The organism is Sporosarcina sp. BI001-red (genome assembly GCF_003384035.1).
Lineage (GTDB): Bacteria > Bacillota > Bacilli > Bacillales_A > Planococcaceae > Sporosarcina.
Window position 1 is genome coordinate 399,631 of record NZ_QQAK01000010.1, and the last position, 12,752, is coordinate 412,382.

Sequence of the window (12,752 nt, forward strand, 5' to 3'; positions counted from 1 at the left end):
GTTCTGTACCGTATCTGAACGTATATGAAGGAAATAGAAGAATTGGGTATTCATTCATCATGAATGGTAAGTAGACAGATTCATTTAACTATATATATATGGACTAATAGAACTAATTGTATTTGATTATGTTAAAGGATTTGTGGATTTCTAAAAGGTTCGATTTTATTTTAAAGAATAGATGTAAAGAAGTAACTTCTCTCAAAAACAAAGACTCTGATTGAAACACCTGTCTCCAGTCAAAAACTGAGTGTGTTATATGGAATCATAATTAGCAGACTTAGTCTTGAAGTACATTGTTTTGTGATATAGTCTACCTAATATTAAAATCTAAAGTTGATGAAAGAGGAGTGTAATCGATGACTACATCCGAAACCTTATTTACCAAACTAACTACCGGATATGACCAATCCTTATCACGTGGAGGCATTGATGGCAGGAGAATTGCAGAACGATTGAGCGAATTATCGATGATTGGCGCATCGGCGGAAGGTGGAGTGACCCGACCTGGGTATTCATGTGAAGAAAAGCAGGCAAAACAGGTTGTGAAGTCTTGGATGGAGCAATCCGGTTTAAAAGTGACGGAAGATGGAGCCGGAAATGTTATTGGACGATTAGAAGGAACCGGAATCAGAAAGACGATTGTGTCAGGTTCTCATGTGGATAGTGTACCCAATGGCGGTAACTTTGACGGACCTCTTGGCGTGATTTCAGCGTTGGAAGTAGTGGAAGCGTGGAAAGAAACAGGCTACCTGCCTCGAAAGTCATATGAAGTCGTTATTTTTTCAGACGAAGAAGGAACAAGATTCGGAGCGGGTCTAACTGGTAGTCATGCAATGGTTGGACAGTTAACTGAAGATGCGACGAGCTTGAAGGTAGACAAAGACGGTAAGTCATTTGAAACTGTAATTGAAGAATACGGTAGTTCACTTCCCGCTGTTTGGCGTGCCAAGCGAGAAATGAACGACATCGAATTATTTGTGGAATTACATATAGAGCAAGGCAAGATTTTGGAGAAAAGTGACGTATCCGTCGGGGCTGTTAAAGGAATTGCTGGACCGGTGTGGATGAATGTGACATTCCAAGGAGAAGCAGGACACGCAGGTAATACGCCAATGGATGATCGAAGGGATTCAATGGTTGCTGCGAGTCACTTCATCCATATGGTTTCCACTTTACCCCGTCAATTCAGTGAAACAGCTGTAGCAACGATTGGAAAGTTAAATGTCTTTCCAAATGGGGTGAATGTAATTCCTCAGAAAGTCGAGCTGACTGTAGATATACGAGATATCCACGAAGACAAACGCGATTGCTTAGTGGAAGCGATCATAGAGGCGGCTGAACAGTCAGGGGTAGCCCATCATGTCGATGTCACTTGTCAAAAGACATTAGCCGTACAACCATTGTTGGTTGATGAAGAACTACTCTCTAACATGAAAGAATCCATCAGTGAATTTGGAATGGAACCGATGGAACTCATGAGCGGTGCAGGTCATGATGCCATGGTGATGGGAAGGGAAGTTCCGGCTGCTATGTTATTTGTCAAAAGTAAAAAGGGAATCAGCCATAATCCCGAAGAATGGACGGACTTGAGTGATTGTGTCATCGGTGTTCATGTAATGAAAGATTTCATTGAAAAGCAAATGGAACGGTCTTAAATGTATGTGAAAAACATAGGAGCGAGAAGTAGTTAGGTTAGAAAATATCGCTATGTTCGGTACCGGATGTTTGTATTTCACACTACCCTTCTTCTAGCATCTTAATTTGGAGAATGAGCGGCTCAATTAGCAATCGGTAATTACAGCTGTAGTTTGTCTCGCAGTCGTTCTCCTTATCCCGGCAATCTATGGTTTCTATGTGTATTCGAAAATGAATTTGTAATCCAGACTTCCGCACAAATTGCCCAACTATGAATACACTGTCATAGAGAACGCGAACTGGAGGAGATGGATTGACGAATCAGAATTGGGTGGAACCGAATCCATATTGGGCAAATCATTGGCAAAATCCTCAATATCGTTTGATTTCTATGGAAGAGGCCATGATGGTGGCTTTGCAACAAGTGCCAGGCCAAGTTGTGAAAGCAGAATTGGAATACGATCATGGAGCGGTCATCTATGAAATCGAAATCCGCACACGTGATGGACAGAAGTATCAAGTAAAAGTGGATGCGAATTCAGGTAAAGTGTTAAAAGTGAAGCTCGATTAATAAAAAGCGTGGAAATAGCTGGCTACAGGTTTTTTAACTTGTAGCCAGCTATTTTTAGGTTCTAGTTTTCCTATCAGCGAAATTCAGAGTATTGAAGTATGTAACACAAATTAACGCATTAAACCGTTTATTTTAAATTAATCGTATAAAGTTCAAAAGTAATGTTGTAATGAGATATAACGCGTTGAGAAGTATTGGGAAATACTGAATAGCGGGAGATCAGTTGCTCGACAGCTGAAAGATTAGTAGATGCATTGCGCGGTGAAAACGTAGAAAGCGGACATACCGGACACATTGCAGTGGTCGATTCAAATGGGAAATTGGTCTACAGTTGCGGAAATCCGTATCGCCACACATTTGCACGATCCTCCATGAAACCACTTCAAATTATTCCAATTATTGAAGCGATTGTGAGTGAAAAGCACAAGTTTGCGATTGGTGTTCAATGGCATCCAGAAAACACCGCCTGTGCCGGAGATGTTCCATCGAAAAAGCTGTTCGATGCGTTTATAAAAGCGTGCAATTAGATAAGAATTAATTAGGAATGAGGACAGCGACCGGAGAGAGTACGTACTCACGGGTGGCTGTCTTTTATATTGTTATCGTAGTAGGATTTAATTAGGGACTCGAAGGGTATACCTAATTGTAGCTTTTAAATACACCAACACTTGCATAAAGGAGATTTTTATAATGAAATCATTAAAAAATAGACAAATCCGATTAGCAAATCGACCTGAGGGCAAACCCAAGGCGAGTGATTTTGAATTAGTGGAAGCAGACGTTCCAGAACTGAAAGATGGGGAAATTCTTATCCAAACGCTCTACTTATCCGTTGACCCAGGAATGCGGAATATGATGAAAGACCAAAAATCGTATACGGCTCCATTCGGGTTACATGAAGTATTGACGGGGAGATCAGTGGGAAAAGTTATTGAGTCCAAAAACAAGAACTTTGCTAAAGGGGATGCAGTTTTCGAACGCCTCGGCTGGCAGGATTATTCCATATCGAATGGTCAAGCCACGAAGAAAATCGATTTGGAAATTGCGCCAGCTTCTGCATACCTTGGCGTTCTTGGTGTACCAGGATTAGTCGCTTACTTCGGATATTCAGAAATTGCATTACCGAAAAAAGGAGAGACAGTCGTAGTTTCCGGTGCATCAGGAGCAGTAGGGATGAATGCAGGGCAAATCGCAAAGATCCATGGCTGCCGTGTTGTTGGAATTGCAGGATCTGATGAAAAAAACCGTTATCTTACAGAAGAACTCGGTTTCGATGAGGCGATTAATTACAAAACGACGAAAGACATGAAAGCAGCTCTAGAAAAAGCTTGTCCCGACGGTATTGACATTTATTTTGATAATGTCGGAGGCGAGATTACGGATGCTGCATTGCAGTTGATTAACTACCATGCGCGTGTTGTCATTAGTGGACAAACATCTCAGTACAATGAAGAGAAACCAGATGAAGGGCCACGTTTCTTAAACCAATTGGTGACTAAAAGTGCCATGATCAAAGGTTTCGTCGTCTATGATTATGAAGATAAAAACGATGAAGCGATAGAGCAAATGGCGAAGTGGATCCGCGACGGGCAGTTGAAATACAAAGAAAATGTCGTCGATGGATTAGAAAATGCCCCACAAGCGTTCATTGACTTATTCGAAAGTAAAAGTTTCGGGAAACAAGTTGTTAAAGTATCTGAGTGATGAATATGCAAAAAGAGGAAGCCGACTCCGTGTGGAGAGGCTTCCTCTTTTTTAGTAAACAAACTTTCTAGTGATTAGTTCTCAGTCGAAGGATTTTTTCCTTTATTGACTAAGTACAAGATTCCTTCTACTGCAAGTACAATTAGCAACGAGATTCCAAACAGTGGCATAATGATTCCTAAAACTATCATTAGCACAATAAAGCCGATGGAAATGCCACTCGTTGTTTTTGGTGGAGCCGAGAGATTTCCATTCCGTTTTCTTGATAGCCACATCTTGAAACCATAGAAAATCAAGGACAAGAATGCTAGACAGACGACAAGGTTAATGATTTTATTCGGCCAGCCGAACAAATGACCTTCATGCAATGGGATTCCCCACGTGAACCATTTTGCCAAAATCCCATAATCGCTGTAACCGACCTTTGAAATCGGATCGCCGCTGTATTGATCAAAATAAGAAGTCATTTCTTCTGTAGGGCTTACATCTAATCCAGTGACACCTGTATTACTTCCTTTTGACACAGTAAATACTCCATCTTCAGAAAAAGGATATACGATTGAATACGGCTTAGAAATTCCAGAGTCCTTCGCTTTAAGCATCAGTTTTTCAACTGGAATTCCAGTATTGCCCATATCCATTCCCGGCATATTCCCGTGCCCGGCATGATTTGCATGAGGATCCGGCTTATCTGACTCCGGCGCTTTCTCTTTGCGTGTCGCCCATGGAATTTCACTCATATCTGAAGTCGGTGGTTGTTGCTGTAGCAACGGCGTCCCGATAGAAGGGTGTTCTTGTGATGCTGTGTAGATGAAGTTCCCCATAAACGCAGACCAAGGAAGACCAGTAAAAATGAGGATAATCATAGGAATCGTAATAATTGTCCCGATGAGTGCGTGAATCCTTTTAAATTTTAAGCGGGGTGTCTCTTTTTTAGATTTCTTTAGCGCACGACTCTTGAAAGTCATATATAGTCCGGAAAATAGTAAGAAGATTGCCCAACATGCTGCTAATTCCACTAAGTAATTTACGACGGTTCCACCTACAAAGAGTGAACTATGAATGTTTCTCATAATATTCGCGTACGTATACTTCGAATTTTGAGAACCTACAATTTCATTATGTTCATCTAAAAATACATATTTCTCTTCGCCAGAATCTGATTCCATAGTAAGCCTAGTATTATAAGGTTCATCCATGATCATAATCTTAGCTACATCGAAACCAGTGTACGTATCCTTCACATGGGAAATCCCCTCGTCAATTGTCAGTTGTTGAGTTTCTTCACTATTGCCAAAGAAGAGATCTTTGTAAGCGACGTTTTCTACATTGTTATAAAACAAGTATCCAATTCCACTAAGTGTCAGCGTAATCAGAAGAGGTGCCATGAACAATGCACCAAAAAAGTGCCATCGCCAAAATCGATTATACGTGCCTTTTTTCATCTTGTTTCCTCCTCTTTCAGTTGGTCGTCATTTTAATAGCTAACGCAATCAATCTCACTTTGGATCAATATTTTTTCATAATAATGAGATGATCACAAAAGACAAAGAAAAAGTGGTTGCTTGCTTCCAGAATATCCGCCTAGAATTTTATAACATTCAATTGTGAACTATGAATGAACAGAAAAAACATTTTGTGATTCTTAACAGCTCATTAGAAAAAAACTATGTATTCTACTTTATAATCCTTTTGGGAGTACCCATGTATGGAATTTGCTCTATCCACTGATAAATGTAAGCGCTATACTAAAACAAAATGGTTGTGGAAGTGATGTCCATGTTGCGCTCTAAACTTCAAAAGAAAATTTTACGAATCGTAACGTCACTTATTATTTTTATAATGAGTCTGATGCTTGCGGTATTTGTCATTACAGACTATCTCAACTTATTTGAACGCAGTTACGCAATCAGTTTACAAACTGCTAAAATGCTGTCCTATATGGATACCGTACAAAAAGGGGTATCGGGGGATATAGGTGCTGAACAGGCTGGGGATTTGGAAGCAATTATTGACCATTATCAGAGTCAAGTGGATGCAACGTTCATCGTTATACACGATAAGAATGGTCGAATTCTTGCATCTCCTGAAGACAATCATGTAGGGCGGGTACAAGCATATGATGATGGGTTCAAAGCGATTGTTTTTGGGGCGAATTATTCTATGATTTCAAGTGAAATTCTTGGACCTTCGGTTATCAGTAAAGCACCGATTTATGCTGCTAATGGACAAATTATCGGCGTGGTTACCGTTGGATACCTCATTTCAGATTTACGGAAAATCGTCTACCATCGGGTTGAAAAGCTTCTTTATATTTCGTTATTCATCCTTGCTATAGGGATTTTGCTAAGCTTTTGGTTAGCACGTTCCATTCGAAAAGATATATTTGGGATGGAACCCGAACAAATTGCGGAGTTCTATATGGAACGTAAAGCAATTTTAGCTTCAATTGATGAAGGAATTATTGCGGTTAATCGTGAAGGTGAAATGACGTTGATTAATACTGCTGCACGGCACATTCTAGGCGTTTCAAGCAGTCGGAAAGGGGATTCCATCGATACTATTTTTCCAAATCTACCTGATGTTAAAGCATTTCAAAATCCTGCTGTGCAAGCAGTTGAACTGGCACGGGAGGACAAGCGTCTAGTTGTGAGTACTATGCCATTACGATTGAATGGTCAACACCGGGGGGAAGTCATCACATTTCGGGATAAAACGGAAATGACAGAAATTGTGAATACTCTTTATGAGGTTCGTAAGTATTCAGATGATTTACGTGCACAAGCACATGAATTTACGAACAAACTTTACTTAATTTCAGGTTTAATGCAGCTAGGGAAGTATGATGAAGCAATTCGTACTATACAGGCTGAAATTAGTGTTACAGACGAAACGAACCAATTTATCTTTGATTATATTAAAGATGCCCACGTCCAAGCAATCTTGTTCGGGAAAGTTGGGAAAGCTTCTGAAATGAAAGTTGGCTTTGATGTTGATGAAAACAGCAGTTTAGAATCACTTCCAGATTGGATTGGTACCGGAGCATTGACTGTCATTCTAGGCAACTTAATCGACAATGCTCTTGAAGCTGTTGCAAATGACCCCAATGGAAAAGTTTCGTTCTTCGCTCTCGACCTTGGGGAAGATATCATTTTCGAATTTTCGGATAATGGAAGTGGCATCAATGATGAGCATATGACAACTATCTTTCAACAAGGTTTCTCAACAAAAGAAATGGTCGGAAGAGGGTTTGGATTATCGAATGTCGAGCGAGCTGTGAATGCGCTTGGTGGTTATGTTCAAGTCACAAGTGATGAAGAAGGAACCGTTTTTGCTGTGTATATTCCAAAGGGAGAAAATAGGAAGAATGGGGGAATCGTATGATTCGTGCAGCTATTATTGAGGATGACTTTCGTATCGCAGCCATCCATCAGCAATTTTTAGAGAGTATAGAGGGTGTTAAAGTTGTAGGACAGGCGCTACGGGCTTCAGAAGCATGGACACTGCTTGAAAACGAGCCTGTAGATTTACTGCTCGTAGATATTTACATGCCGGATCAACTAGGAACAGATTTGGTAAGAGAGTTAAAAATGAAGTATCCACAATTGGACTTCATTATGATAACTGCAGCGAGTGATCGCGACCTTATCGCAAAAAGTATGGATGCAGGTGCATTCCATTATTTAGTGAAACCAGTTGAACTTGCTAAGCTGAACGAAGTCATGCTCCGTTATAAAGATAGAGTAAAGAAGTTGTCTGAAGGGAATTTGAATGATCAATCAGAAATTGATGCGTTATTTGGACACGGGAAGATGAGTAATGAACAAGTAATTGAACTTCCAAAAGGCATCCACCCGTTAACGCTTGAAAAAGTGATTGAACTGGTTGATCCACTAAAGGAGGGGACAAGTGCTGAGGAAATTGGGGAGCGCCTCGGTGCTTCACGAACTACAGCACGTCGATACTTGGAATACCTAGTCGCACAAGGCAAAATGCGTGCTGAACTTGAATACGGTATTGTCGGAAGACCAGAACGTAAATACTTTGCGAACTAAGAATAGCCTGCTCACTCGTATTTGTGGGTAGGCTTTTTTGTATATGTGCGAAACTCCTGTAATTAACCTTAAGGCCACGGGATCGCCAATTCTGATACAAGCGAAGGGGATCCACCAAATTATAAAAGGTAGTAAATTGTAGGCTGATGCCAATTAATTCTTCGATATTCCCGATTCTCTCAAGCCAGCGGAAGACCCCATGAACACAATGAACAAAATGCACGCAATGTAATTTAAATTTTCAAAATTGTAAACGGTTACAATTTGCGAGTTTACAAGTATGATAGCAATTAGATAAATAAAACAAAAGGGGAGAAACCAATTGAAAAAAATTCTTGGAGTGGCCGCAATGTCATTCGCACTCATTTTAGGGGCTTGTTCTTCAGATAACGCAGATGGCAAAGACGCAGACTTTCCGAAAAAGAATATTGAATTCGTAGCACCTGCAACGCCAGGCGGCGGATGGGATGCAACTGCACGCGCAATCCAGAAGATTATGAAGGAAGAAAAAATCGTTGACCAGAGTATGACGGTTGTTAACAAGCCAGGCGGCAGCGGTGAAGTGGGCTGGCAGTATCTATCTAAAAAAGACGCACACTCATTAGCAATCGATTCTAGTTTGCTTCTTACAAATAACCTGCTCGGCCAAAGTGATTTGACGTACGAAGACTTCACACCTATTGCAACACTTACAACAGAGTGGATCTCAGTTGCAGTACCGAATGATTCTCCTTATGAAGATGCAACTGCACTAATGGAGCAACTGAAAAAAGATCCAGGTTCCGTTAAGATTGGGATCGCACCTGGCCTTGGCAACAATGACCACTTGTCATTTGTAAAGGCTGCTAAAACTTTCGGTGTTGACGTAACAAAGTTGAACTTCCTTGTTTACGAAAGCGGCGGCGATGTGATGACAAGTTTGCTTGGCGGTCACGTGGATGCAGCAACTATGGCAGTTTCTGAATCACAAGAACAACACATAGCGAAAAAGTTCAAGATTGTTGCGATAACATCTGATGAGCGACTTGATGAAATTCCGGATGTACCAACATGGAAAGAACAAGGCGTCGACTTAGTATTCCCTCACTGGCGCGGAATTCTTGGACCACCGGACATGACAGAAGACCAAATCAAGTACTGGAACGATGCAATTGGCAAAATGGTGGAATCAGATGCTTGGAAAGAACTGCTTGAGAACAATGGATGGGAAGACTTCTATAAAGATAGCAATGAAACGAAGAAATTCCTAGAAGAGCAAAAAGGTATGTATACAGAGCTGATTGAAGAATCAGGGCTGAAAAAATAAGTGTTCCTGCAAAGGTAGAGTCCCGCTCCAGCGGGCTCACTTTTTTGATTTATGAAGATAAGGAGGAAGAATTTAATGATACGATACATAACCCCGTTGCTGTCCATCGTTGTTGGTATTGCCTTGCTGATTGGTGCCTTTACGTTACCGAAATCAACGTTGGGAAATCCGAACGGACCGATGTATTTCCCCGCTTTGATTGCGATTATCTTAATCCTCTCTGGGCTCGTTTACTTATTTCAAGAATTTAAAGCACGCGGTGTGAAATTTACTGACTTTACACAAATCAGACTTGGTAAATCACCAATGTATTTAGGCGTATCCCTTGTTTTGATGATTATTTACACGATTTTATTTGAACGCATTGGATTCCTATTTTCAACGATCATCTTTTTATTAGGACTTCTATTTATGTTAAATGGTCGAAAAAAATGGATCACAAATATTTTAGTCGCTGTTATTTTTTCTGTAGTGACGTGGTATGCATTCGGTACATTGTTGCAAGTAAGTCTGCCATAAGGAAGGAGGAAATCGTATGGGTACAGATATGCAAGTAGTGTTAGATGGTTTTTTAACAGCAATCCAGCCAGGGAATCTATTTTGGATTGCTCTTGGTGGTTTCCTAGGAACTGTTGTCGGTATGTTACCTGGATTAGGACCTGCGACTGCAATCGCACTTCTGATTCCAATTACATTCGGAATGGATCCAACGAGTGCGCTCATCCTAATGGCGGCAATTTACTATGGCGCGATGTACGGAGGCTCACGTAGTTCCATTTTGCTGAACACACCTGGTGATGGTTCTGCTATTGCCGCAACGTTTGATGGCTATCCAATGGCCCAAAAAGGGCAGGCGGGGCAAGCTCTTGCGATGTCAGCAATCGCGTCACTAATAGGGGGGCTTATTGCAGTCGTAGGATTCATCGTCCTTGCAAAACCACTGGCGAATTTCGCTTTGAAGTTTGGTCCAGCAGAGTATTTCTTATTGATGGTATTTACTCTATCTGCGATTGTTGCGTTGGCAAAAGGTGCGATGGTAAAAGGATTTATTTCAATGGCAATTGGTCTCATGATCAGTACGGTTGGGATAGACTTACAAACTGGTGTTTATCGATTTACAATGGGAAGTCCGCATTTAAGCGAAGGAATCGATTTCCTTGTTGTCATAATCGGTATCTATGCAGTTGGTGAAGTGTTGTATAACTTCTTGACGATAAATAAGCCAGTCGGAGAGAAAAAGAGTGTCGGCAAAAAGTGGATTACTAAAGAGCAATGGAAACGGTCGAAATGGCCAATTATCCGTAACGGTCCTATCGGTTTTGTCATCGGTGTTTTACCAGGAGCTGGTGGTGCAATCGCGTCCATGCTCAGTTATTCGTTTGAAAAACAGATATCCAAACATCCGGAAGAATTCGGTGAAGGTGCTGTTGAAGGTCTCGCTGCTCCTGAGTCTTCAAATAACGCTGCAGCTGTCGGGGCTTTCATTCCTATGTTAGCAATGGGGATTCCGGGTTCTGGAACAACGGCCGTTATTTTAGGGGCTATCGTTATGCTTGGACTAAAACCAGGTCCGTTGTTGTTTGAAAATAATCCAGATATGGTTTGGACATTCATCAATAGTATGTTTGTCGGAAACTTGTTCCTTGTAATTTTGAATATCGCTTTGGTCGGCTTGCTTGTGAAAATCTTGGATACACCACCACGCATCTTGTATCCACTCATTATGATGTTAGCGTTCATTGGAACGTATACACTTGGCTACAGTACAGTGGATTTCATCATCTTGATCATCTTTGGTTTTGTTGGATTGTTCATGAAGCTATTGAAATTTCCAGTGGCACCACTCATCCTTGCCGTCATTGTAGGCTCCGATATGGAACAGAACTTCCGTATGAGTCTTATCTCACATCCGGATATTATCGGAATCGCAACTGCATCGCCAATTACAATTGCGCTTGTGATTATGACAATCATTTCACTGGGCTTCCCGTTCCTTTCTGCTTGGCTCATGGATCGTAAAAAGGGGAAAACATCGGAAGAATCAATGTAATTGAGGATGTGTCAGTAATGACCCACACAAAACGAGTGATTTTTAGTATAAGCCTGCTGATCTACATCCTGGCGTTTCTTCCTTTCATGGAAACACCGGTTGTAGTGCAAGCAATTGCGAGCCTCATCATTATCCAAGTACTTTGGATTGGTGGGGTCTTTCCATTAGCATTTAGTTCTCTGCTGCTCATCTTATTACTTTCCGTACATTTCTTTACGTTTAAAGAAACACTCAGTTATTTCGGTTCAGAGATTGTTTGGCTGTTATTTGCCACATTCATATTAGCTGGTGCTTTCATTGAATCGGGTCTCGCGAGCAGGTTGTCTTTGAAGTTGCTGTCATTATCCAAAGGGTCCAGCCGAAAACTTGTTTTCTTCTCGTTCGTACTTATGTTTACACTATCGCTCTTCATTCCATCCAATGTCGGGAAAGCAGGGCTTGTATCCTCGATGCTAGATAGTATTGTGAAGCATTTGCAAGCGGTAGGAAAAGCGACTAACTTAGCGAAAACTTTATTTATTGGAGTTACGCTCATTGTTCCTATTTCAGGGGCTTTTGTTGCGACCGGAGCGAGCTCAACATTATACGCATATGGCTTATTGGGTGAATTAACGAGCGGTCTCGATTATAGCAAATGGTTTCTATACATGGGACCACCTATTATTGTTTTTATACTAGTACTTTATGGATTGTTTCTCATCTTGTTTCCACTGGAACAAATCGATGCTATCTTGCTAGAGAACGTTATTGAAGAGAAGTTACGCGGGCTTGGAAAGATGTCCCGTTCTGAATGGAAAGTACTTTTCATCATTAGCGTAACGGTTCTTCTTTGGATGACGGAAGGGATCCATGGCTTTCCGGTTGCACTCGTTGCATTATTTGGCGGAGTGTTGACGATTTTACCAGGGACAGGCATTTGGGCTTGGGAAGCGGCAAGTAAGAAAGTGAATTGGGATTTGATTATCTTTTTCGCTGCAACGTTGATGCTGTCGAATATGTTAATCAAAACGGGGACGGTCCAGTGGTTTGCTTCTTTACTGACGGACACGCTCGCTGAAGATTCCTATCTATTAGTAGTTCTTATATTGCTGGGCGTCACGGCGCTGCTCCGGCTGTTCTTTGTCAATGTACTCGGGTTTTTAACAATCATCTTACCTGTAGCCATTGCGATTGGAGAAGCGTTCCCAACACACGACCCGCTGTTTCTGGCAATGGGGGTGTTTCTAATGGGGATTCCAGGATTCATCCTAATCACCCAGTCACCCATTCACTTAATCAGTTATGATTACGGTTATTTCACGAAGCGGGACCTATTCCGAATTGGCTCTATCGCCATGTTCGTCTGGTTGGGTATAGTCACTGTAACCATGTACGGGTATTGGATGTTAGTTTATTAGTGGGGTCATTACTATTTTAAATATACTCTGT

General features: G+C 41.2%; 11 protein-coding genes. 10 read left to right on the forward strand and 1 reads right to left on the reverse strand.

Annotation, left to right across the window (positions count from 1 at the left end):
* Positions 1 to 359 precede the first annotated feature (359 nt).
* The 4 genes from DVB69_RS06575 to DVB69_RS06590 all read left to right on the forward strand — a co-directional run bounded on the left by DVB69_RS06575 (position 360) and on the right by DVB69_RS06590 (position 3,913).
* Positions 360 to 1,658, forward strand: coding sequence for a M20 family metallo-hydrolase (locus DVB69_RS06575; RefSeq protein ID WP_116017796.1), 1,299 nt, complete (start codon positions 360 to 362; stop codon positions 1,656 to 1,658).
* A 293-nt stretch (positions 1,659 to 1,951) separates the two neighbouring features.
* Positions 1,952 to 2,209, forward strand: a complete 258-nt coding sequence (locus tag DVB69_RS06580; RefSeq protein ID WP_199562814.1) for a PepSY domain-containing protein — start codon at positions 1,952 to 1,954, stop codon at positions 2,207 to 2,209.
* 254 nt (positions 2,210 to 2,463) lie between these two features.
* Entirely contained in the window at positions 2,464 to 2,736 is a 273-nt protein-coding gene (locus DVB69_RS06585; RefSeq protein ID WP_116017798.1) for an asparaginase, read from the forward strand.
* Between the two features lie 163 nt (positions 2,737 to 2,899).
* Positions 2,900 to 3,913 (forward strand): NADP-dependent oxidoreductase, encoded by a 1,014-nt coding sequence (locus DVB69_RS06590; protein WP_116017800.1) that lies wholly within the window; start codon positions 2,900 to 2,902, stop codon positions 3,911 to 3,913.
* Between the two features lie 74 nt (positions 3,914 to 3,987).
* Here DVB69_RS06590 and DVB69_RS06595 read toward each other — a convergent pair whose 3' ends face one another.
* Positions 3,988 to 5,358, reverse strand: a complete 1,371-nt coding sequence (locus DVB69_RS06595; RefSeq protein ID WP_116017802.1) for a PepSY-associated TM helix domain-containing protein — start codon at positions 5,356 to 5,358, stop codon at positions 3,988 to 3,990.
* 334 nt (positions 5,359 to 5,692) lie between these two features.
* On the opposite strand from DVB69_RS06595, the gene DVB69_RS06600 reads away from it, so the two are divergent.
* The 6 genes from DVB69_RS06600 (at position 5,693) to DVB69_RS06625 (ending at position 12,721) form a co-directional block, all read left to right on the forward strand.
* Positions 5,693 to 7,297 carry a sensor histidine kinase gene (locus DVB69_RS06600; RefSeq protein ID WP_158541050.1) on the forward strand — a complete coding sequence of 535 codons (1,605 nt, stop codon included), beginning with the start codon at positions 5,693 to 5,695 and terminating at the stop codon, positions 7,295 to 7,297.
* Positions 7,294 to 7,968 (forward strand): response regulator, encoded by a 675-nt coding sequence (locus tag DVB69_RS06605; protein ID WP_116017806.1) that lies wholly within the window; start codon positions 7,294 to 7,296, stop codon positions 7,966 to 7,968. Before DVB69_RS06600 ends, DVB69_RS06605 begins: the two co-directional genes overlap by 4 nt.
* Positions 7,969 to 8,290: 322 nt before the next feature.
* Positions 8,291 to 9,274 (forward strand): tripartite tricarboxylate transporter substrate binding protein, encoded by a 984-nt coding sequence (locus DVB69_RS06610; RefSeq protein WP_233505344.1) that lies wholly within the window; start codon positions 8,291 to 8,293, stop codon positions 9,272 to 9,274.
* Positions 9,275 to 9,349: 75 nt separating this feature from the next.
* Positions 9,350 to 9,793, forward strand: a complete 444-nt coding sequence (locus tag DVB69_RS06615) for a tripartite tricarboxylate transporter TctB family protein (RefSeq protein ID WP_116017808.1) — start codon at positions 9,350 to 9,352, stop codon at positions 9,791 to 9,793.
* Positions 9,794 to 9,809: 16 nt separating this feature from the next.
* The gene (locus DVB69_RS06620; RefSeq protein WP_116017810.1) at positions 9,810 to 11,324 is read left to right on the forward strand and encodes a tripartite tricarboxylate transporter permease; all 1,515 of its coding nucleotides are present in this window, start codon (positions 9,810 to 9,812) and stop codon (positions 11,322 to 11,324) included.
* Positions 11,325 to 11,341: 17 nt separating this feature from the next.
* Positions 11,342 to 12,721, forward strand: a complete 1,380-nt coding sequence (locus DVB69_RS06625; protein ID WP_233505345.1) for an SLC13 family permease — start codon at positions 11,342 to 11,344, stop codon at positions 12,719 to 12,721.
* The last annotated feature ends 31 nt before the right edge of the window (positions 12,722 to 12,752 follow it).

Excerpts from the sequence above, each read along its gene's own strand:
- DVB69_RS06575 (WP_116017796.1), top strand. The coding sequence starts at position 360 with ATGACTACATCCGAAACCTTATTTACCAAACTAACTACCGGATATGAC.
- DVB69_RS06590 (WP_116017800.1), top strand. The coding sequence starts at position 2,900 with ATGAAATCATTAAAAAATAGACAAATCCGATTAGCAAATCGACCTGAG.
- DVB69_RS06595 (WP_116017802.1), bottom strand. The coding sequence starts at position 5,358 with ATGAAAAAAGGCACGTATAATCGATTTTGGCGATGGCACTTTTTTGGT.
- DVB69_RS06600 (WP_158541050.1), top strand. The coding sequence starts at position 5,693 with ATGTTGCGCTCTAAACTTCAAAAGAAAATTTTACGAATCGTAACGTCA.
- DVB69_RS06605 (WP_116017806.1), top strand. The coding sequence starts at position 7,294 with ATGATTCGTGCAGCTATTATTGAGGATGACTTTCGTATCGCAGCCATC.
- DVB69_RS06615 (WP_116017808.1), top strand. The coding sequence starts at position 9,350 with ATGATACGATACATAACCCCGTTGCTGTCCATCGTTGTTGGTATTGCC.
- DVB69_RS06620 (WP_116017810.1), top strand. The coding sequence starts at position 9,810 with ATGGGTACAGATATGCAAGTAGTGTTAGATGGTTTTTTAACAGCAATC.
- DVB69_RS06625 (WP_233505345.1), top strand. The coding sequence starts at position 11,342 with ATGACCCACACAAAACGAGTGATTTTTAGTATAAGCCTGCTGATCTAC.